18 protein-coding genes and 1 pseudogene are annotated in these 22529 nt (G+C 41.4%); 8 read left to right on the forward strand and 11 right to left on the reverse strand.

What is annotated here, in order from left to right; all coding sequences use genetic code 11:
* Positions 1 to 70 precede the first annotated feature (70 nt).
* Complete coding sequence (gene acnD / locus AC4CUX_RS03540; protein ID WP_490792192.1) at positions 71 to 2677, reverse strand: Fe/S-dependent 2-methylisocitrate dehydratase AcnD; 2607 nt, start codon at positions 2675 to 2677, stop codon at positions 71 to 73.
* A gap of 265 nt (positions 2678 to 2942) precedes the next feature.
* Here acnD and ygfZ point away from each other — a divergent pair, with 265 nt between their 5' ends.
* Entirely contained in the window at positions 2943 to 3665 is a 723-nt protein-coding gene (ygfZ, locus tag AC4CUX_RS03545; protein WP_490747426.1) for a CAF17-like 4Fe-4S cluster assembly/insertion protein YgfZ, read from the forward strand.
* 73 nt (positions 3666 to 3738) lie between these two features.
* On the opposite strand, the gene AC4CUX_RS03550 is transcribed toward ygfZ, so the two are convergent.
* Positions 3739 to 4929: a PQQ-dependent sugar dehydrogenase gene (locus AC4CUX_RS03550; protein WP_490792193.1), complete on the reverse strand. Its 1191-nt coding sequence runs from the start codon at positions 4927 to 4929 to the stop codon at positions 3739 to 3741.
* A gap of 337 nt (positions 4930 to 5266) precedes the next feature.
* On the reverse strand, positions 5267 to 5512 hold the full coding sequence (locus tag AC4CUX_RS03555; protein WP_004695190.1) for a hypothetical protein: 246 nt from the start codon (positions 5510 to 5512) through the stop codon (positions 5267 to 5269).
* A gap of 291 nt (positions 5513 to 5803) precedes the next feature.
* On the opposite strand from AC4CUX_RS03555, the gene AC4CUX_RS03560 reads away from it, so the two are divergent.
* Positions 5804 to 6613 (forward strand): tetratricopeptide repeat protein, encoded by an 810-nt coding sequence (locus AC4CUX_RS03560; RefSeq protein ID WP_490747424.1) that lies wholly within the window; start codon positions 5804 to 5806, stop codon positions 6611 to 6613.
* A 41-nt stretch (positions 6614 to 6654) separates the two neighbouring features.
* On the opposite strand, the gene AC4CUX_RS03565 is transcribed toward AC4CUX_RS03560, so the two are convergent.
* The 3 genes from AC4CUX_RS03565 to AC4CUX_RS03575 all read right to left on the reverse strand — a co-directional run bounded on the left by AC4CUX_RS03565 (position 6655) and on the right by AC4CUX_RS03575 (position 10193).
* Positions 6655 to 7578 carry an AEC family transporter gene (locus AC4CUX_RS03565; protein ID WP_234963493.1) on the reverse strand — a complete coding sequence of 308 codons (924 nt, stop codon included), beginning with the start codon at positions 7576 to 7578 and terminating at the stop codon, positions 6655 to 6657.
* Positions 7579 to 7688: 110 nt separating this feature from the next.
* Complete coding sequence (locus AC4CUX_RS03570) at positions 7689 to 8804, reverse strand: NADH:flavin oxidoreductase/NADH oxidase (protein WP_148825560.1); 1116 nt, start codon at positions 8802 to 8804, stop codon at positions 7689 to 7691.
* Between the two features lie 108 nt (positions 8805 to 8912).
* On the reverse strand, positions 8913 to 10193 hold the full coding sequence (locus tag AC4CUX_RS03575) for a carbohydrate porin (RefSeq protein WP_490747423.1): 1281 nt from the start codon (positions 10191 to 10193) through the stop codon (positions 8913 to 8915).
* Positions 10194 to 10537: 344 nt separating this feature from the next.
* On the opposite strand from AC4CUX_RS03575, the gene mutM reads away from it, so the two are divergent.
* Complete coding sequence (gene mutM, locus AC4CUX_RS03580; RefSeq protein ID WP_148825558.1) at positions 10538 to 11392, forward strand: bifunctional DNA-formamidopyrimidine glycosylase/DNA-(apurinic or apyrimidinic site) lyase; 855 nt, start codon at positions 10538 to 10540, stop codon at positions 11390 to 11392.
* The gene (locus AC4CUX_RS03585) at positions 11389 to 11673 is read left to right on the forward strand and encodes a peptidylprolyl isomerase (protein WP_004695176.1); all 285 of its coding nucleotides are present in this window, start codon (positions 11389 to 11391) and stop codon (positions 11671 to 11673) included. Before mutM ends, AC4CUX_RS03585 begins: the two co-directional genes overlap by 4 nt.
* Before the next feature lie 58 nt (positions 11674 to 11731).
* Here AC4CUX_RS03585 and AC4CUX_RS03590 read toward each other — a convergent pair whose 3' ends face one another.
* The 3 genes from AC4CUX_RS03590 to typA form a co-directional block, all read right to left on the reverse strand.
* Positions 11732 to 12061 (reverse strand): gamma-glutamylcyclotransferase family protein, encoded by a 330-nt coding sequence (locus tag AC4CUX_RS03590; protein WP_078426442.1) that lies wholly within the window; start codon positions 12059 to 12061, stop codon positions 11732 to 11734.
* 126 nt (positions 12062 to 12187) lie between these two features.
* Positions 12188 to 12622 carry a large conductance mechanosensitive channel protein MscL gene (mscL, locus tag AC4CUX_RS03595; RefSeq protein WP_004695171.1) on the reverse strand — a complete coding sequence of 145 codons (435 nt, stop codon included), beginning with the start codon at positions 12620 to 12622 and terminating at the stop codon, positions 12188 to 12190.
* A gap of 201 nt (positions 12623 to 12823) precedes the next feature.
* Complete coding sequence (gene typA / locus AC4CUX_RS03600) at positions 12824 to 14662, reverse strand: translational GTPase TypA (RefSeq protein ID WP_010327435.1); 1839 nt, start codon at positions 14660 to 14662, stop codon at positions 12824 to 12826.
* Between the two features lie 171 nt (positions 14663 to 14833).
* On the opposite strand from typA, the gene AC4CUX_RS03605 reads away from it, so the two are divergent.
* The 3 genes from AC4CUX_RS03605 (at position 14834) to AC4CUX_RS03615 (ending at position 18770) form a co-directional block, all read left to right on the forward strand.
* Positions 14834 to 16204 carry a uracil-xanthine permease family protein gene (locus AC4CUX_RS03605; RefSeq protein WP_148825557.1) on the forward strand — a complete coding sequence of 457 codons (1371 nt, stop codon included), beginning with the start codon at positions 14834 to 14836 and terminating at the stop codon, positions 16202 to 16204.
* Positions 16205 to 16271: 67 nt separating this feature from the next.
* Entirely contained in the window at positions 16272 to 17297 is a 1026-nt protein-coding gene (locus AC4CUX_RS03610; protein WP_159153311.1) for a methyltransferase, read from the forward strand.
* 9 nt (positions 17298 to 17306) lie between these two features.
* Positions 17307 to 18770, forward strand: a complete 1464-nt coding sequence (locus AC4CUX_RS03615) for an amino acid permease (protein WP_005400253.1) — start codon at positions 17307 to 17309, stop codon at positions 18768 to 18770.
* Positions 18771 to 19420: 650 nt separating this feature from the next.
* Here the strand turns inward: AC4CUX_RS03615 and omp38 are convergent.
* Positions 19421 to 20443, reverse strand: a complete 1023-nt coding sequence (gene omp38 / locus AC4CUX_RS03620) for an outer membrane protein Omp38 (protein WP_010327439.1) — start codon at positions 20441 to 20443, stop codon at positions 19421 to 19423.
* Between the two features lie 383 nt (positions 20444 to 20826).
* On the opposite strand from omp38, the pseudogene AC4CUX_RS03625 reads away from it, so the two are divergent.
* Positions 20827 to 21291 (forward strand): annotated as a pseudogene (locus tag AC4CUX_RS03625) (IS4-like element ISAba33 family transposase); the annotation flags it as partial.
* A 61-nt stretch (positions 21292 to 21352) separates the two neighbouring features.
* Here AC4CUX_RS03625 and AC4CUX_RS03630 read toward each other — a convergent pair.
* A protein-coding gene (locus AC4CUX_RS03630) for an IS3-like element ISAba14 family transposase (protein WP_223155595.1) occupies positions 21353 to 22485 on the reverse strand; the annotation gives its coding sequence in 2 pieces (ribosomal slippage) (positions 21353 to 22233 and positions 22233 to 22485; 1134 coding nt in all).
* Positions 22486 to 22529 lie beyond the last annotated feature (44 nt).

A 22529-nucleotide genomic window follows, 5' to 3' on the forward strand; every position in this document is an offset into this window, starting at 1 on the left:
TTTAATTTAAAAACCCCACATAAATGTAGGGTCTTTTTACAACAAAATCAATTAGTTCAGGCTTAAATTTTTAAGCCACATTCCCTTCCAAGAAATCTTGCGCAAAGCGTTGCAATACACCACCCGCTTCATATACAGACACTTCTTCTTCCGTGTCTAAACGGCAAGTGACAGGCACTTCAACAATTTCACTCTTACCATCTTCTGTCGCACGTTCAATAACTAAAGTTAACGTCGAACGCGGCGCAATATTACCAATCACGCTATACAGTTCAGTACCATCTAAACCTAAAGTTTTACGGTCAGTCCCCGCTTTAAACTCAAGCGGTAACACCCCCATACCGACTAAATTGGTACGGTGAATACGCTCAAAACCTTCCGCCACAATCGCTTCAACACCAGCAAGACGCACACCTTTTGCAGCCCAGTCACGGCTAGAACCCTGACCATAGTCTTTACCTGCAATAATGATAAGAGGTTGCTTACGATTCATATAAGTTTCAATCGCTTCCCACATACGCATCACTTCGCCTTCAGGCTCAACACGTGCTTTCGAACCTTGCTTAATGGTGCCATCCGCACGAACCACCATTTCATTAAACAGTTTCGGGTTAGCAAATGTTGCACGTTGTGCAGTCAAGTGGTCACCACGGTGCGTTGCATAGGAGTTAAAGTCTTCCTCAGGTACACCCATTTTGTGTAGGTACTCACCTGCTGCCGAATCCATCATAATTGCATTCGATGGTGACAAATGATCTGTAGTGATGTTGTCAGGCAAGATCGCAAGCGGCCGCATATTTGCCAGTGTACGAGGTGCAGCCAAAGCCCCTTCCCAATACGGCGGACGGCGAATATAAGTACTTTGTGGACGCCAGTCATATAAAGGACTTGCCGCTTTTTCCGTTACACCCAAGTCAAACATTGGAATGTACACTTTACGGAACTGTTCAGGTTTTACCGCTTCTTTGACCAATGCATCAATTTCTTCATCTGATGGCCAAATGTCTTTCAGGTAAATTGGATGACCGTCTTTGTCGTTTCCTAATGCATCTTTTTCGATATCAAAACGAATGGTTCCTGCAATCGCATACGCTACAACCAGCGGAGGTGATGCCAAGAATGCTTGTTTTGCATAAGGATGAATACGACCATCGAAGTTACGGTTACCTGAAAGCACCGCTGTTGCATATAAGTCACGATCAATAATTTCTTGTTGCAGTTTAGGGCCTAACGCACCTGACATACCGTTACATGTCGTACATGCATACGCCACGATCCCAAAACCTAGTTTCTCTAAATCGTCCAATACGCCTGCTTCTTCAAGATATAAAGCCGCTGCTTTAGAACCCGGTGCAAATGATGATTTCACCCAAGGTTTACGGGTTAAGCCCAATTCATTGGCTTTACGTGCCAATAAACCTGCTGCAACTGTGTTACGTGGGTTTGATGTATTGGTACATGAAGTAATGGCAGCAATAATCACAGCACCATCAGGCATTAGACCATCGGTACGGTTTTCAACCACACCTGCTATGCCTTTTTCTTTTAAATCCGCAGTAGAAACACGGGCATGTGGGTTTGATGGGCCTGCAATATTACGTGTTACTGTTGAAAGATCGAAGCGAAGTACACGTGGATATTCTGCTTGTTTCATATCCGATGCCCAAAGACCAATTTCTTTGGCATAGTTTTCAACCAGTGCAACTTGCTCAGCTTCACGACCTGTCAGGGTTAAGTAGTCAATGGTGTTTTGGTCGATATAGAACATTGCCGCAGTTGCGCCATATTCAGGTGTCATATTGGAAATCGTGGCACGATCCCCCACTGACATGCTGTCTGCACCTTCACCAAAGAACTCTAAATATGCACCAACGACACGTTCTTTACGCAAAAACTCAGTCAATGCTAAAACGATATCGGTTGCAGTAATACCCGCTTGACGTTGTCCAACAAATTCAACACCGATAATGTCTGGAAGACGCATCCAAGACGCACGGCCTAACATTACATTTTCAGCTTCTAAACCACCGACACCAATCGAAATGACACCGAGTGCATCGGTATGTGGCGTATGTGAGTCTGTACCGACACAAGTATCTGGGAATGCCACGCCTTCACGACTTTGCACCACAGGAGACATTTTCTCCAAGTTGATTTGGTGCATGATGCCGTTACCCGCTGGAATCACATCGACATTTTCAAAAGCGGTCTTGGTCCATTCGATGAAGTGGAAACGGTCTTCGTTACGACGGTCTTCAATGGCACGGTTTTTCTCAAAGGCGTCTGGGTCAAAACCACCGTATTCCACAGCAAGAGAGTGATCGACAATCAACTGTGTTGGCACCACAGGATTCACTTTCGATGGGTCGCCACCTTGGTCTGCAATCGCATCACGTAAACCCGCAAGGTCTACCAATGCTGTTTGTCCAAGGATGTCATGACAGACGACGCGAGCTGGATACCAAGGGAAATCGTGATCTTGTTTTGAGAAAATCAGTTCTTTCAGTGACTGCTCCAAAATGGCAGGATCACAACGACGCACTAACTGTTCAGCCAATACTTTTGAAGTGTATGGAAGTTTTGCATAAGCGCCTGGCTGAATCTGTTCAACGGCTTCTCGCACATCAAAGTATTCTAGCTGGGTGCCTTGCAGTGGTTTGCGGTGATTATTGTTCATAGCGTTCCTGCCTTTGGTGTTTCATTTTTCTTCACTGTCTTTCTTTACTAGACAATTCATCTTTGTCTGCTAGGCATACTACACTGTCGAAAACCCATTTCCCAAACCGTTTATATTTCATTAACTTAGATATAAAAACAGGGGTTTTTGAAATATTTGGTTACATTAACTTTTAAATATTTACTCTAAATATGATTTTTTCTGAAAAATAGCGGAAAATAGCCCTAATTCTTTAGTATTAGATTTTAAGATAGGCGAGCAATTCATGAGCGATCTAGCTTTCTCCTCTTTCACTTTAATTGGTGTAGATGCACTCAAATTTTTACAAGGCCAAGTGACGGTCAACGTTGAAGCTTTAGCTGAAAATACAACGCAATACACCGCCATTTGTGACTTGAAAGGCCGTATCCACTTTGGTTTATGGCTAACAAAACGTAACCCTGAGCATTTTGAAATTGTCACCACACAAGACCAGTCGGAAGAGTTTGCTAAACACATTAAAAAGTTTGGTGCTTTCTCTAAAATGAAACTTGAACCTATGGGTTCAGTTTTTCCAACCTTCACGCAAGACCGCACCACCTTTTCTGCTGAGCCTACCGATATTGCTGCATGGCAAGTGCAAGCCATTACCCATGGTGAAGCGTTTATCGACCAAGCCATTGAGCATGTGTTTCAACCCCAAGAGCTTCGTTTACACCAACGTGAAGGCGTGCACTATGACAAAGGCTGTTACTTGGGTCAGGAAGTGATTGCGCGTTTATGGTTTAAAGCCAAACCCAAAGCATGGTTGCATTTAATTCAGGGTACAGGCAGTGCGCCTGCGCAAGCTGAACAGTTGAATAAAGGTATTCAAGTGGTGAATAGCGCTGCGATTGATGGCGGTTATGTAGCGTTGGTGGTGGCACGTCCTGAGTCTTTGAGCGAACTGGATGTGACAGTTTTAGACTTACCAGAACGCTTAAATGGTGATGTGGCAAGACCTGCTTAAGTCTTTAAATTTTATGCTGTTATAATAAATGAGCCTCCAAAACTTATTCTTGGTTTTGGAGGCTTTTTTTAACTTAGAATGATGAAGGCCCTTTCTTCCTCACATAATAAACCACACCAGCCTTATCATCTGAAAAATAAAAGGAATTTGCATCTATACGGTAAATATCCGCAGGTCGACCATTCACCTTATTCCCCACTAAAAAACCATCCATAAAGGTTTCAAGTTTTTTCCTTTTACGCATAATCACAATTTTATAACCATGACCAATTGTGGCATCCGTAGAACCATGCAGAGCCACTAAAAAAGAATTTTTAATGGTGTCATCCGTATCTGGATCATCAAAGTAGTCAAAGCCTAGTGCAGACGAATGCGCAGGAAAATAGGCGTACGGAGACGGTACATTTTTACATCCAGTTGGACGTTTAAATTTTGGATCTGCTAAAATTTTACCATTCGACGAATAACAAGATGGCCAACCATAATCTGCATCACGCTTGAGTGCATAAAAAGTTTCATCAGGTTTATGTTTACCCAAATGGTCCGCACCTTGATTGGTAGCAAATAAAAATTTACCCACCCATTTCAAACCGACTGCATTGCGTAAGCCTGTGGCATAAATCTTTTGTTCAGAACCATCGGGGTTCATTTCTAAAACTGTCGCTCTAACTTTCTCTTTCTCGGTACAAGCATTACAACTTGAGCCGACTGAAACATAAATTTTACCGTTCCCACCTACTGCAATGGTTCGTGTTAGATGCCAGCCACCATATTTATAACTTAAACCATAATCAGGAAAAGTCGCTAAAACTTCGGTTTTGTCCGTGGGTTTAATCTCATCTTGGGTGAATTTTCGTCGGGTGAGCTGATGCGTTTCAGCCAAATATAACCAATCTTGCCCTGAAGAATCGGTATAAAACTGGACTGAATTTGGATTTTTCAGACCTGTCATATAAGGAATAATTTTGCCGAATTTTCCTGTTTCAGCATTCCATTCATCCAAAATATAAACGATGCCTTTTTTATTGTCGGTTAAATCATGCATGTCCGTTACAAACATTCTACCGTCAGGTGCTTTGCTAAAAAAACGAACACGTTTTAAGCCCTCAGCCGCAGGAATGATGACGTAATTTTCTGGCAGATTGAGAGAAAAGCGCTTCCCATTTTTCAAGTTGATTTGATGAGGCACAAGATTTGGCTGCCCCGCTAAAACTGCCATTGAACTAATTAAGCATATGAATAAGATTGAGAATATTTTTATCATTTTAGAGACGTCTCGATTCATCTTATGAAATACAGCATCTTTTTTATAGGATATAACTTGAATGATGAGCAGATAGTCAAACGCTTTTGCTAGAAAAGCGTATAGGCTCTTCATATATAAATTATTATTTTATATTATCTTTTGCCTATCCACTGCAAGCGCCTTTACAGTGGACTAAAGCCTTCATTTTCGGTCTGTGGCTATAAACAGAACATATAAAATATTGCTTTAGAAGTCTAAAGCAAGCATCAGTACTTGGGCTAAAGGCTCATCCAAGGACGTAAACCTTTTTAGAGCCTTATTTAATAGTTCACTCATCTTCAATGAATATTAAACATCAAAAATCATGAAACAGCTTATTCATGTCTTTGCAGAGATAGTCTTTAAATGAAAAATCTCGTGCATGTTTAGCATCAAATTTTGCGGTCACACCGTCTTTTTCAAAGATATACACGCGGTCATCTTTGCTCACTAAAAACTCACCACCCAATTTCATCAATAAGGCATCAATTTTCTCGCCGTCTGGAATCGACTCATCGGCCAAAACTTTTAAATAATTTCTCTTAATTGACTTAATAAACATGCTGAACTCACTACTCATTTTCAGCGCTATTTAAACAGAATCTAAGCCAGAATCCTAATAAAACCCGAAGCCATCAGCTACAACTACCAATAACACGTTTCAGATTTTCCACTGCACAGCACGCGGTTTGTATTGGAAAAATATATACCGATCAATACAATCAACGGAAATTTGTAAGACCAAGACACAATTCAGATATTTACATTCACACAATTCAACTTATGATGTGAAATGACTCAAAACAAATACACACATAGATGGACTTATGTGTAAGAAAAAGGTTTATAAAACATGAAGAAAATCGTACTTGCAAGCTTAATTGCACTCACTAGCCAGCTTGCACTTGCAGCTACCACTCAAGATACCACCAACCCCGAATTTGCCAAGATTGAGGAAATGGTTAAAGCCAACAATATGACAGGGGCATATCAAGCTTTAGAAAAACTGGCAAAGTCTGGCAACCCACAAGCCATGTATAACTTGGCTTATTTGACTCAGACTGGCCAAGGCACAGCGAAGAATGAGAAGAAAGCCATTCAGCTCTATCAAGATGCTGCAAACAAAGGCTACCCTGTTGCGCATTATGTGCTTGCGAAAAACTATGTCACAGGTACTTTAGGCTTGCCTCAAGACATCAACAAAGCCAAACAACACTTTGAAGCCGCATCTAAACTAGGCTTTGATGATGCAACCGTTGAATATGCCGTGCTGTTATTTTCTGAAAATAAACCAGAGTCTGAAAAGTTAGCCCTTAAGAAACTTGAGCCTTTGGTGAAAAAAGGCAACTATCAAGCCATTCATGCACAAGCCTTGTACGACATCAGCACAGGCTTTAAAAACAAACAAGAAGCACCCATTCAAAAAGGCCTCAACAGCATTCAAGGCTTAGCCAAAAAAGGCTATATTCCTGCACTGATGGCCGTAGGCAATATGTTTGCTAATGGCAATATCATTCCGCAGAACTTGCCTGAAGCGAAGAAAATTTTTACCGCTTTAGCCAAGGAAAATGTGCCACAGGCCAAAGAGTCTTTGGCGATGGTTGATAAAATGATTGCCGATCAAGCCAAAGCCCCTGCTGCAACAGCTGCGGTCAAAAAATAAATCTCTTCTTCAAAAAAATACTCTCAATTGAGAGTATTTTTTCACCACCAAAGACCAATCAAGACACTGACCACCACAAAACTCAATAGCGTGCTGATCATCAATGGGGTGAGTGCTTTTTCATTTAAGCCATACACTTGCCCAAAAATTCCAAATAGAGAGGGCATCGGTAAAGCTGCAATCAAGGTCCCTGCATAAATCATCTTTGGGTCCAATGCAGTCAAATAGGTCAGCCCTAAATAAACCAAGAGTGGCATACAAATATTTTTAGATACCACCAGATAAACCGTTTGCAGGTTAAACGATTGAATGGTTAGCCCGACCATTCCCCCACCAATAATAAAGAGCGCTAAAGGTGCAGCGGTCTGGCCTAACATCGCAAACACTTGGTCGATTAAATGTGGAATTTGAAGTTCGAAAATCGCACAACTCATACCAAGCATCACCGACAAGAACAGTGGATTTTTAAGTAGCGTAAGAAATGTAGTTTTTAAAATGGAGGCTAAATTGGCTTGTCTTTGTCGCCCTATTTCTGCCAGAGTGAGCATCAGCGGTACAAGAAATACACTTTCAATGATCACCACCAATGAAATATAAATCATCGCTTCACTTCCCATCAGCAGCGTCAAAATTGCTGCTCCCAATAACCCCGTATTGGACATGGATGCACCCAGTGAAAAAACTGCAGCATGGGTAAAGTGATTCTTAAATAGCTTTTGACCTAAAATAAAAGCCGTAATAAATAAGCCAAAGGTCACAGCTGCATAAACATAAAAATAAGAGGGATACCAAATTTCATGCAAATCTTTTGAAGCTAAGGCGTGCAACAATAAAGCAGGTAACGCAATTTTGATGACAAAAGCACTGATTGCAGTCATTTGCTCTTTAGCGAGCAACTGGATTTTGACAGATGCAAAACCGAGGAAGAGCAGGAAAAATACTGGAAAAATTACCGAAAAAATCATTCAAGCTGTTCCTTTTCCAGATGATGTAAGTAAAGACCTATCCTAGAATACACCTTTACTCAGTTGAAATATTTTTAAAGACCAATGGACGAAGCAAAATGCTTATGCGATTAGAACGCAGAAAACAAATCTTTGATCCCATGTGGCTGACACCGTAAATACTGCGGTGCGATAGAGACTTTCCCACCCAGTTCTGCAGCGGCATGCCACGGCCATCGTGGGTCATACAACATGGCACGCGCCAGACCAATTGCATCGGCTTCTTGCGCTTCTAAAATATGTTCAGCCTGCTTAGCTTCTGTAATCAAGCCCACCGCAATGACTGGAATTTTCACCGCTTGTTTCACTGCATGGGCAAAAGGCACTTGATACTTGGGCTTAATCTGAATGTCTTGTTCCACATGCAAGCCACCACTTGAAACATGAATATAAGCCGCACCGAGTTGCTCTAACGCTTTCGATAGCCCAACCGTTGAATCAATATCCCAACTTTCTGTTGCAGTCGACTCCATCCAATCAGTTGCAGATAAACGTATACCTACGGGATAATTTTCAGGAACAGCTTGTTTAATGGCTTGGAAGACCTCTAAGGTAAATCGAATACGGTTTTCAAAACTTCCACCATATTCATCGGTACGTCGGTTCGACAGCGGTGACATGAACTGATGCAACAAATAGCCATGGGCTGCATGTAGTTCGATCAGCTCAAAACCTGCATCTACTGCGCGTACTGCAGCACTGGCAAAGTCTTCGATGATGTCTTGCATCTCCGTCACACTTAAAGCATGTGGTGCATGCTCTTCGGGCTTAAAGGGGACATCACTGGCAGAAACCGTTTGCCAACCATGCGGTTCATTCGGTTTGATCTGACCTTTTCCTGACCAAGGACGATCGGTCGATGCTTTACGCCCCGCATGTGCCAGTTGAATGGCAAAAGGCATTGGTGAAAGTGTTTTGACTTTTTGAAGCAAGGCCTTCATTTGTGCACGTTGCAAATCATTCCACAGCCCTAAATCCGCAAAACTGATTCGTCCTACAGCTTGTACGGCTGTTGCCTCAACAATACACAAGCCCGCACCTGACAAAGCATAATTGGCCCATTGTTGCTCATGCCAATAGCTCAGCTCACCCGCATCATTGGCTGAGTATTGGCACATCGGCGCAATCACGATTTTATTTGTTAAGTTTAAATCCCCAAATTGAATGGGTTGAAATAATAATGGCATCACAGCTCTCCCTGTACTCACTATGATCTATAACAAATAAAGTGCCTTGCATTCAACGCTAAAAGTGCAAATCTGCTGTCAAACCTTTGTACTTTTATGGCTATCCATTTAGAAAGTAATGCGGCTTCCAAGCCCCAAGACTAATGCATTATCCACCACATGGCTTGAACCTGAGTTGATCACATACTGAATGTTGGGACGTAACATTAACCACGGCGTAGCGTTATAGCTATAGTTCAGTTCAATATTGTATTCTGCGCTCGCATCATACTGTGCTTTACCCGCAGTAAATCGCTCATTCAGATGTACACGATTCACTCCCAAACCTAAAATATCCGTCGGATGCTGCTCAAATACCCCAATATATTTCAGCCCCACTTGCTGTGAGTTGTCTACTTTATTGGTGATGCGGTCATGCCATGTAAAGTTGGCAAAACTATGCAAACCTTGGCGCCCTGCACCCGTTGAAGTCAGTTGCTGTTCGATGGCAATCCATCCTGCAAATGTCCGGTCTTCGCCAACCACACCTTTGCCATAAGCCACATCATATTGGTTATTTGGATCATCTGCGGTGTTATATATCCCACCAACCCGATAGCTCCCCGCCAAACCATTCAATAGTGCTTTCGGTGTCCAAATCACTTCTACTGGAATAGTCACACCGTCGGCATGTTCTGTGTCTAGGCTCCAACCTTGTCCCTCGGCTTTGCCATTGCCATTATCTGGATTGAATTCATAAACACCCACTTGAGTTGTCACTTCAGGGGTCAGTTGATATTTAATGCGACCGCCCCATTGTGAAACCGGCGTATTCATCCAGATATTGCCCTGCCATTTCCCCATTTGTGCGGCACAAAAGGCATTACTAACAAAATCACACGCCATCACATCAAAATCAGAACCTAAACCCAGTCGCCCAACTTTGACACTGAGCCCTTGTTCTTTAAAACGCTTTTCAATCGAAAGCTCTGACAAACGGCTGTCTTGGTTTCCACGGCCATAGGTGGCTTGTACATTGGCTAATTGCGGTGCAGAAGGATCTTGCAAATCTCGAATTGAGGTACTTTGTCCTTGACGCGCAGTCGCAACAAAACGAATGGTGACCCCTTCCCAGCCGGCTAGCTTTTCTAAATCAAATTGTGTACCTAACCAAAACTGCGAAGCGGTACTTGGGCTTGCACCTGCATTATGCCCGCCATCCGCCAAATAGTTGGTATCTGTTAAAGCATTGGCTTCAAACTTAATGCCTTTTTGCGCCAATTCAGTTCGTTTTCCCTGCCAGTCACCAAACAAATACTGACCCTGTACATCCATCATCTGTTCCGCATGACTCACTGTCGCCCAGGCACACATTGCTGTTGCAAATAAAGAGAAAGAAAACTGTCGCATAAAACCCAAGCCCCAAACTAAAATGAAGAACAATCCATTTCATTTAAATGAAAAATTTAATGAAAAGTACATAATTTCTAAACAAAGATCTCAGCAAAATTTTTATCATTAAGTCAAAAAAAAGTTATCAATATCCTCCACAGCTATAAATAGAAGATTGGATTTGGGTGATTCATAGCAGTTTTCACTCAATTCAAGAGTGTAATTTAAGGAGGATGATTCCTTATCGCACTTGCACTCTAGCTCCGTACAAATGTGCTAAAGGCAAGCCTCTCGTTGAAATCACTTGCAATCTTGCGTGTACACCGCAATATTAGCCTCAAGTTTTATCATCTCATGTTGCCATGCCAGAATTACCCGAAGTTGAAACCACCAAAGCCAGTCTAGTGCCGTTATTAGATCAACAAGTACTCAGTGTTGAAGTTCGCCAGTCGAGCCTGCGCTGGCCGATTCCCGCCGATCTCAACAAACTGGTGGGGCAGCGTTTAATTCAACTCAAACGCCGTTCTAAATACATTTTGGCCATTTTTGAACAAGACACGATGCTTTGGCATTTGGGTATGTCTGGTAGTTTCCGTATTTGTGAGGTGGGTGAAACCCTGCGTAAACACGATCATTTGATTATTCGTTTTCAAGATGTCGAGCTACGCTACCATGATCCGCGCCGCTTCGGCTGTATTTTATGGCTGGATGAATATTCGCAAACCAAGTTAATCGATACCCTTGGGCCTGAACCGCTGAGTACTGATTTTAGCGCTGAATATTTAAGTCAAAAGTTGAAAAACAAACAGGTCGGCATAAAAGTTGCAATCATGGATAATCATGTGGTGGTTGGTGTCGGAAATATCTATGCCACAGAGAGTTTGTTTAATTTGGGCATACACCCTGCGCAAGTGGCGTCTAGTTTAACACCCAGCCAAATTGAAAAATTGGTGGTCGAAATTAAACGTATTTTGCAGCAGGCCATCGATTTAGGTGGTTCTACCCTGCGGGACTATTCCAATGCGATGGGTGAAAATGGTTACTTTCAACAAACTTTATTGGCTTATGGTCGAGCAGGTGAAATGTGTGTGAACTGTGAGACCACGCTTGAAAACATTAAACTGGGACAGCGAGCTTCTGTGTTTTGTCCCGAATGCCAACCGCTGAAAAAAGTGCAACCTAAGCCCAAAGCCATAGCTCGAGGAAAAACCAAATGAAAACAGCCATTGTTCGTCATATTTTGGTCAAAGACAAAGACCTCGCTGAACAACTGAAAAAGAAAATCCACGATGGCGCCGATTTCGCCAAAATTGCCAAGCAATATTCCACCTGTAATTCAGCTAAGCGCGGTGGTGAACTGGGTGAAGTCAAAAAAGGCCAACTAGTGCCTGTGATTGATAAATTGGTCTTTAGTGCTGCTGAAAAAGTACTACATGGTCCCATCAAGAGCCAATTTGGTTTTCATTTACTAGAAATTAAATTCCGTATGGATTTTTAAAAGGATGTTCGTTGTGTGATGTGTTTAAGCCTAAACACATCACGAACACTGTATTTGATTAAGCCTCTTTCATCTCATATGTCCAAGCATCAACGCGTTCGCCAGACTCCAACGTCCCTTGTACCCTCACCCGTTGATACTGTATCCCTTCAAACTCATCCAACGCATCCCAATGTTCGGTTAATTTTTCACTGCTAAAAAAATATCCTTCAACTGCTGCTGCTTGCGGATCTAAAACAATGGCGAATAAGCCTTTGTCGGGTCCCCAATCCAAAATATGTACCACGCCATGCACATAGCCTTTTTGCCATGTTCCACCTATACGCTCTAAAAGATGGGCATTTTCATGATTGGGACGAAGTGTCCCATAGACAAATAATTGGTTCATTCGACATCACCACAGCTATTCAATCAGCGCGCATCATAAAGTCAAAATTGTACAAAAACCAGTCTTTCGATAAGTCTCAGACATAAAAAACGGCACTTGATGTGCCGTTTTATTTTAACCGTTCGATTACTGACGTTTTTTCAATTCATCACGAATTTCACGTAGTAACTCGATATCTTCTGGCGTTGCTGCTGGTTCTGGCGCTGCTTCTTCTTGTTTACGGCGCATACGATTAATCATTTTCACCATTAAGAACACCACCCATGCCAAAATGATGAAGTTAATTAAAATCGTAAGGAAGTTACCATAAGTCAGGACGTTCACCCCAGCTTTGGTCAACTCATCTAAAGACTGTAAATTATTTGGGTTGTCCCCCAAAACAAAGAATTTCTGTGTGAAATCTACACCACCACCAGTCACAACCGTGATCAATGGCATGATGATGTCTTTCACCAATGAATCGACAATTTTACCAAATGCACCACCGATGATTACACCGACAGCCAAATCAATCATGTTGCCTTTTACCGCAAATTCGCGGAATTCTTGAACAATACTCATCTAAATCTCCAGTTATTTTTTGACTTTAATTTATGTGACGAAGTATACATTAATTTTATAGCTTCATTTCCACGTAATTTACTCGGAAATCATCTGCTTTTATATATTTGTTTGCTAATTTTAAACAAAAAAATGCCATCAATAAATTGATGGCATTTTTAAATGTCGCGGCCCCGCATGGGACAACATCATTTTTAAAACTTATTTACCAGAACGGTTACGTTTACGTTCGTTTTCAGTCAAGTAACGCTTACGGATACGAATTGACTTAGGTGTTACTTCAACTAATTCATCATCTTCAATGAATTCAAGCGCTTGTTCAAGCGTATATTCAACAGCAGGAACAAGAGTCAACGCATCATCAGTACCAGAAGCACGTACGTTTGTTAACTGTTTTGCTTTAGTTGGGTTAACGGTCATGTCATCTGAACGAGAGTTAATACCAATGATCATACCTTCGTAAACTTCTAACTGAGGTTTAGCAAATAGACGACCACGGTCTTGCAATGTGAACAATGCATAGCCAAGGCAAGTACCCTGAACCATAGAAATCAACACACCGTTTTGACGTTTCGCAACAGTACCTTGTTTCATTGGACCGTAATGCGAGAAGCTTGAAGTCATGATTCCTGTACCAGAAGTCATGGTCAAGAATTCTGAACGGAAACCAATTAAGCCACGTGAAGGAACAGTTGCTTCAATACGGATACGGCCTTTACCGTCAACTTCCATATTCGTCATTTCGCCTTTACGGTGACCCATTTGTTCCATTACAGAACCTTGGTGCTGTTCTTCAACGTCAAATGTTACGTTTTCGTATGGCTCTTGCTTTTCGCCATCAACTTCTTTCAAGATTACTTGTGGGCGAGATACGCCCATCTCGAAGCCTTCACGACGCATGTTTTCAATAAGAACTGAAAGGTGAAGTTCACCACGACCTGATACTTTAAAGCTATCAGGACTATCAGTATCTTCAACACGAAGCGCAACGTTGTGAATTAATTCGCGGTCTAAACGTTCACGGATATTACGTGAAGTAACAAATTTACCTTCTTTACCCGCAAACGGAGAGTTGTTTACTTGGAAAGTCATGGTTACTGTAGGTTCATCTACAGACAATGCTGGTAAAGCTTCAACATTTTTCGGATCACAAATGGTGTCAGAAATATGAAGTTCATCAATACCTGTGATACACACGATATCGCCTGCTTGAGCAGATTCAACATCAACACGCTCTAAACCATGGTAACCCATGATTTTTAAGATACGACCGTTACGTGTCTTACCGTCTTTATCAATCACAGTTACTGGTGTGTTTAATTTTACAGAACCACGTTGAATACGACCAACACCGATAACACCAACGAAGCTGTTATAGTCAAGTGATGAAATCTGCATTTGGAATGGACCATCAACATCGACTGCTGGTGGTTCAACAATGTCTACAATTGTTTGGAACAACGGCGTCATATCTTCCGCTAATTCTTCTGGAGATGGACCAGCAACACCACGAAGACCTGAAGCGTAAACAACTGGGAAGTCTAACTGTTCGTCAGAACCACCAAGGTTATCAAACAAATCAAATACTTGATCAATAACCCAATCTGGACGCGCGCTTGGCTTGTCGACTTTGTTGATAATTACGATTGGCTTCAAACCACGTGCGAACGCTTTTTGCGTTACGAAACGAGTTTGTGGCATTGGGCCTTCTTGAGAGTCAACAAGAAGAAGTACACAGTCAACCATCGACATTACACGTTCAACTTCACCACCGAAGTCTGCGTGTCCTGGGGTGTCGACGATGTTAATACGGTATTCTGTATTGGTACGTGCATCTAACCATTTGATTGCAGTGTTTTTTGCAAGAATGGTAATACCACGTTCACTTTCAATCGCGCCTGAATCCATGACACGCTCAATCTCGCCTGCACGATCGCCAAGTGCACCTGATTGCTGTAAAAGTTTGTCTACTAGAGTGGTTTTACCGTGGTCAACGTGCGCAATGATGGCAATGTTGCGGAGAGTTTTGATATCTGACATGTAAATTCGATACGCCTAAAGTTTGAGGGCAAATTATACAGAAAAATAATAGAATTTAGTAGTGACAGTTTATTGACAGACTCATTTTTTTTGATAAGTGGTGTGTAATTAATTTTGTAAAGCTGTGTAAAGCGATTAGAATAGCGCCACCTTGCTAACACCCTTTGACATATGTCTGATCAAAATCTCTCTCCCAATCAAACAGATCAACTCGATTTGGTCTATGGTTTAAACGACCGCCCTCGCCCAATCATTGCTTTTCTTGCTGCATTTCAACATCTCCTTGCAATTATTGTCCCAATTGTTACTCCAGGCTTACTCATCTGTCTAGCGCTTGGTGTGTCGAAAGAAGACACCAACATGATTTTATCCATGTCTTTGGTCATTTCAGGGATTGCAACCTTCTTACAATGTAAAAAAGTTGGACCTTTTGGTGCAGGCTTATTGATTGTTCAGGGCACCAGTTTTAACTTTATCGGCCCGATTATTGGAATCGGCTCTGCCATGGTTGCTGCAGGTACTCCAGTAGAATCCGTCATGGCTGCAATTTTTGGTGTGGTAATCGCAGGTTCATTTATTGAAATGGGCGTGTCACGTATTCTGCCTTGGGTTAAAATGCTCATTACCCCATTGGTAACAGGCATTGTGGTGTTATTGATTGGTTTGACTCTTATTAAAGAAGGGCTGATCAGCATGGGTGGTGGCTATCAAGCCATGTCGAACAATACGTTTGCCAATAGCGATAACTTAATTATGTCGTGTACAGTGCTCGGCTTGATTATCTTGTTGAACCGTATCCGTATTACTTGGGTAAAAAGTTCAGCAATCCTGATTGCCTTGGTTGCGGGATATGCCCTTGCTGGCTTTATGGGACATCTGGATTTTTCTGGTCTTAAAGACGCACCTTTAATCCAAGTCCCGACGCCAATGCATTTTGGACTCAGCTTCTCTTGGAGCTTGTTTATTCCAATGGCCTTCATCTATTTAGTGACGTCTTTAGAAGCAATTGGTGATATTACAGCAACCTCTAAACTCTCTAACCAACCTGTCGATGGTGCAACATGGATGGAGCGTATTAAAGGCGGTGTCTTGGTGAATGGTGCAAACTCTTTCCTTGCTGGTATTTTCAATACCTTTCCTAGTTCGGTCTTTGCACAAAATAATGGCGTGATTCAGCTTACTGGCGTTGCGAGCCGTTATGTCGGCATTTGGATTGCTGCGTTATTGGTGATTCTAGGTTTACTCCCTGCTGTTGCAGGTGTGATTCAGGCAGTGCCTCAAGCTGTTTTAGGCGGCGCTGTGATGGTGATGTTTGGAGCTGTAGCAGCCTCTGGAATTAACATTCTGTCAGGTATTCATCTTGACCGCCGCGCACTACTGATTATTGCCATTTCATTGGCACTCGGTTTAGGTGTTGCACAAGTTCCACAAATTTTGGAACACTTACCTGAATTATTCCGTAACATCTTTAGCTCTGGTGTTGCGACAGGTGGTATTGCAGCCTTGTTATTAAATATTATTCTTCCTGAAACGAAGAAATAATTGTTCATTTCAGTATGCACTTTGCCCAGCACTGTCTGGGCATCGTTTTTACAATGGAGTATATAAAATGGATCCACGAAGTGAAGTTGTTCTTCGCCAGCAGGAATTTCTCTCTGGTTCAGTTTTACTGGTCAATGCACCGTGTGACGAATTAAACACACAGCTAATTGGTACTGTAGAACCACATTTTTGGACATGGAATCTTAACGAATTACAATATTTTGAGGCTCAACAAAGCTCGGTACATTTTGGCACAGATTTGCCTGATGCCGCTTTTGATCAAGCCATTGTTTTTGTTCCAAAATCAAAAGAACTACTTAACTATGTGCTACACCAACTGGTCAGTCGTTTGGCCGTAGGCGCATCGATCTTTTTAGTTGGTGAAAAGAAAGGTGGTGTAGAACGCGCGTCTAAACAGCTACAACCTTTTGGTAAAACCCTCAAATTAGACAGTGCTCGACATTGTCAAATGTGGCAACTGGTCACCGAAAAAACCGTAACGGCAAAACCTTTGGCCGATTGGGCACAACACTACACTGTACCAACCCCGAAAGGTGAATTACAGATTTGCGCATTACCGGGTGTATTTAGTCAAAATCGTCTGGACGTGGGTACAGCCGTGTTATTGCCTCATCTTTCACAGGTCACTTCTGGAAAAATTGCAGACTTTGGCTGTGGTGCAGGCGTGATCAGTGCTTATTTAGCCAAGTTAAATCCGAAAAATCGCATTTTTGCACTCGATGTCGATGCCTTTGCATTAGCTTCAACAAAAATGACTTTTGAGAAAAATAACCTTTTACCAGAACAACTTGAGATTAAAGCGGTACACGGAATTGAGGATGCTCCTCTGTTTTTACACGCAATCGTCAGTAACCCCCCATTCCATCAAGGCATTCATACAGATTACAATGCCAGCGAAAATTTATGCAAAACATCCCGTCGCCATCTTAAATCGGATGGCGAGTTGTGGATTGTTGCCAACCGCTTTCTGAATTATCCATTACTCATTGAGCAAAGTTTTGGCCAATGTACAACCAAAGCCGATCAACAAGGCTTTAAAGTGCTGTTTGCCAGCACACAAAAGAAATCTTAAGGAACAATGATGAGCGAAACGACTCAACCAGCTCAACTCAAGCGGAAGCTTGGAGCTCGCCATCTGAATATGATCGCCATTGGTGGTTCAATTGGTACAGGTTTATTCCTTGCCTCAGGTGCAACCATTGCAAATGCTGGCCCTGGCGGGGCGTTATTGGCCTACTGCTTAATTGGTGTGATGATTTACTTTCTCATGACCAGTCTGGGTGAGTTGGCAACACATAACCCAACATCCGGTGCATTTTTTACCTATGGCACCAAGTATGTTGAAGGTGGTTTTGGTTTCGCCCTTGGCTGGAACTATTGGTATAACTGGGCCATTACGGTTGCATTTGAATTGGTTGCAGTCCAATTCATCATGAAATTCTGGTTTCCCGACCTGCCCGGTTTCTACTGGAGTGCTCTCTTCTTAGCCGTTGTCTTTGGGATCAATGCACTGACAGTCAAAGGCTTTGGTGAAAGTGAATTCTTCTTTTCCTTGGTCAAAGTCCTTGCCATCATTGTTTTTATCATCATTGGTATTTTCATGATTGCTAAAATCATGATGACTCCAGGTGTCGCAACTTTTGCGAACTGGACCAAAGGTGAAGCACCCTTCGTTGGTGGCTTATCTGCACTGATTGGTGTGGCGATGATTGCAGGGTTCTCGTTTCAGGGTACCGAGATGGTCGGTGTTGCTGCAGGCGAATCGAAAGATCCACAAAAGACGATTCCGATTGCCATCAAACAGATTTTTTGGCGTATTCTACTGTTTTATGTGGTGTGTATTTTCATTATCGGCACACTCATTTCATATGATGATCCACTTCTGCTACAAGCAGCTTCATCAGAGAATATTGCACTCTCTCCATTTACCTTACTCTATGAAAAAGCGGGGTTTGCCTTTGCAGCCAGCGTGATGAATGCTGTGATTTTAACCGCGATTCTATCGGCAGGCAACTCAGGGATGTATTCATCGACGCGTATGCTGTTTAATATGGCCCAAAATGGCAGTGCACCTAAAGTGTTTGCCAAATTAGACCCTCGCGGCGTACCCATGAATGCGCTTTATGCGACAACAGCAATTGCTGCTCTCTGTTTCTTAACTACTTTCATTGGCGAAGAACAAGTCTTCAACTGGCTGCTCAACATGTCAGGTATGTGTGGCTTTATTGTTTGGTTAGGGATTGCTGTTTCACACTATCGTTTCCGTAAAGGCTATGTTGCCCAAGGTCATAAGGTTGAAGACTTAGCTTATCGTGCGAAATTCTTTCCCTTTGCCCCGTGGTTTGCCTTTATTCTGTGTGCCATTGTGGTTTTAGGCCAAAACTACCAAGCGGTGCTTGATGGCGAATGGCTTTCTGTTTTATCGACCTATATTGGTATTTTCTTATTCTTGGCAATTTGGCTAGGCTATAAATGGAAATACAAAACCAAGCTGGTTTCTTACCAAGAAATGGATGTCAGTCCAATGAATCCTGATCGCGAATAAAATTCTTTCATAATAAAAAAACAGCCTTCGGGCTGTTTTTTTATTATCATTTATTCATTTACTAAAGCCGTAAAGCATAAATTAATAACGCAATTTTCAATAAGACAGGTCAATTATTGAAGTTACATAGAATCGATAGTTATGACTCGGATCCATCCTAAACTTAGTTAATATTCTGTAACTAGCATCCGTTCACTTGCGCGATGAACAATTTACATATTTAGGTAGTAAAAATTTAGCCTCTCAATTCGCACCGCCATAACTAAATAAAACGGCTTATTGAGCACTGATCTCTCTCAAATTCCTAGCCCCTAAATATCAAGCCAGAAATATTATCTCGCTAGCAAACAAATCTTTATAAAAATCAACAACTAGAAATATCCATTCACTCTTAAGGCAAAATTATTATCGATGTAGTGAAGCATGAGTGACGGAAATCCACTTTTCATTCTTCTTATATTCATCCTCTAAAATTAAATACTTCTAACTATATTTAATATCCTATACGTAGCTAACCATGACCACCGTAAGCCTTAAAGGCTCTTGCATTGAGCTCGAGTTTATTTTCAACGATGTGAGTTAACATAAATTTCATTATTTTAGACATAAAAAAACGACTCCGAAGAGTCGTTTTTTAGTTAAAACTCAGATTATTGAGCTTGAACTGTACGGCTGCCAGAAATTGTCGCGAATACACGACGGTTCATAGCACGGCCTTCTTTAGTGTTGTTGTCAGCAATCGGTTGGTCCCAAGCGAAACCTTGAGTAGACAAACGAGCTGGATCAACGTTGTATTCGTTTACTAGAGACGATTTAACAGAGTTAGCACGAGCTAAAGATAAACGTTCGTTCAATGCACGTGGACCAGTGTTGTCTGTGTGACCTTCGATGCGAGCAGTAGCGTTTGGATATTCAACTAACTTCTCAGCAACTTTAGCGATTTCTGGCTTGTATTGGTCTTTGATGTTTGATTTGTTTGTATCAAAGAACACACGAAGTTCCATGTTAAGGTCTTCAGTTAACTCTTGTGGTTCAACTGGAGCAACTGGCTCAACTGGAGCAACTTCTACTACTGGAGCAGCAGGTTTCAAGTGACCACCAAGAACTACGTTAAGACCAGCAAGTGCTGTGTAGTTCCAGAAATCTTCATCGATGTTGTAAGTAGCACGAGCTTCAGTACGTAGAGACAAAGCATCGTTCAAGCGCCAGAAAGCACCGAAACCAGCATTACCTAAAGTACCTTCTTCTTTAAGGCCACGACCAGCACGACCTAGATCGTTATCAAACTCGTATTTGTAGTGACCAGCACCTAAAAGTACATATGGCTTGATTTTGCTGTCGTAGTTTTTAGTAATCAAGTCAGAAGTAGCATAGAAATTACCGTTGATTTGCGTTTGCTTGTATTCAGCATTCGCTTGGTCAACCATGTCACCTTTAACTTGGTTGTATTCCGCTTCAAAACCTAACCAAGGAGTAAGCTCTACACCAAGTGCAGCACCAACAAATAGGTCATCATCCATTTGAGCTGAATCAGTCAAATGATCACCACCATTATTATGTTGAGTGTCTTGGAAAGTGTAACCAAGCATTAATGGAGTAACAGTTACGCCCGCGTTTGCAGCAGCTAAAGGAGCAGCTACGAGCATTGCTAATGCAATACGACTCATTTTCATGGATTTATCCTCCAGAGATAACAATTGTTTTTCAAGCTTAAGCTTAAAATTATTTAACCATTCTGAGATAGGCTTTTTTATACCCCAGTTTTATTTTTAAGCTATTCGCAATGAATCATACAAACACTTTATTTTTTTTCCAAGTGCTTGATAACTTTAATCAAGTAAATTATTGACAAAATTACTTACAATTTCCGTTGTAATTCGGTAATTTTTTACTCAATTTTTACTTGCGAATAGCTTATTTTCACTTGTATTACATTTTAACAGCTTTTTAAACAAGTTGAGTACTACTAATTATGTATAAAATTTCTTTGTACACGACAAAAAAAGATAACTCATTGAAATAATGGCATAATACTTGTTTTCTGACGACGAATATGATGACACATTTCAATGAGTTACATCTCATCTTAAACAAATATCTAAAGTGGAACAAGTCACATGTAAAATGTTTTACACTGATTATGATTGCATTAATTGTAAAACAGACATGTAATCTTTCTTCTGCATCTAAAGCCTTACCCATCAAGTGCTTACCACAATCATTTTATCGACGTATACAACGCTTCTTTGCAGGTCAGTATTTTGATTATCGTCAAATTTCTCAGTTAATTTTCAATATATTTTCATTCGACAAAGTGCAACTGACTTTAGATAGAACCAATTGGAAATGGGGAAAACGAGATATCAATATCTTGATGTTAGCCATCGTCTATCGTGGAATAGCGATACCTATTGTTTGGACATTGCTCAATAAACGTGGAAATTCAGATACAAAAGAGCGTATTGCTTTGATTCAACGCTTTATCTCTATTTTTGGTAAAGACCGTATTGTGAATGTGTTCAGAGGTGGTCCCACTTGTTTGAACAACTAAAAGCGTATTTATAAGTGATATTCCGCTCTAGTTAAGCCACCTTGTTTTGTTGGGGTAGCTGATCATAGTAAAACTCATTTGGTGTCATTTTGTCTAGACTCGAATGAGGTCGTTTCAAATTATAAAACTCAAAATATGCACTTAATTGCTTTTTCGCATCTGTGACACTGCTATAAGCTTTGAGATACACCTCTTCATATTTAACGCTCCGCCATAATCGTTCAACCATCACATTATCTACCCATCGACCTTTACCATCCATACTGATTTGAATGCCATTTGATTTCAATACATCAATAAATGCATCACTGGTAAACTGGCTGCCTTGGTCTGTATTAAATATTTCAGGTCGACCATATTTTTCAATCGCTTCATTTAAAGCCGAAATACAAAAATCCACCTCCATACTAATCGATACCCTATGCGCAAGTACCTTGCGGCTATGCCAATCAATCACAGCACATAAATAAACAAAGCCTTTTGCCATAGGGATATACGTTATATCCGTAGACCACACTTGATTACTGCGCTGAATAGCCAACCCTTTGAGCAGATATGGATATTTACGGTGAGCTTGATTAGCCTGGCTTAAATTTGGTTTGCAATATAACGCCTGAATACCCATTTTCTTCATTAAAGTACGTGTATGACGTCGTCCTATATGATGTCCTTGACGATTCAACAAATCACGCATCATACGACTGCCTGCAAAAGGATATTGCATATGTAATTCATCAATACATCGCATCAGCTTCAGATCTGATGCACTCACAGGTTTTGGGCGATAGTAATAACAACCACGGGAGACTTTCAGCAGCTTAGCTTGCTTAGATACTGAAATCTGAAGTGAGTCGTCGATTAACTTTTGTGGTTGAAGCGGCCCAGTTTCTTCAACACACCTTCTAAAAAATCAATTTCTAATGCCTGCTCACCGATTTTTGCATGTAGTTTTTTTAGATCGATGGGTGGTTCTGTTGGAGCTTTTGATTGATCGAAAGCTTGCGAGGAAGCTGAAATCAGTTGATTTTTCCAGTCGATAATTTGGTTTTGATGAACATCAAATTCAGCACTCAATTCAGCAAGTGTTTTTTCTGCTTTAATCGCAGCAAGTGCTACCTTAGCTTTAAAATCATTTGAATGATTTCTTCTTGGTCTACGTGCCATAAAATACTCCATATATTGATGTTTATAACATCATTTGAGGAGCA

The sequence above is a fragment of the Acinetobacter sp. 231_lipA genome (assembly GCF_058243005.1).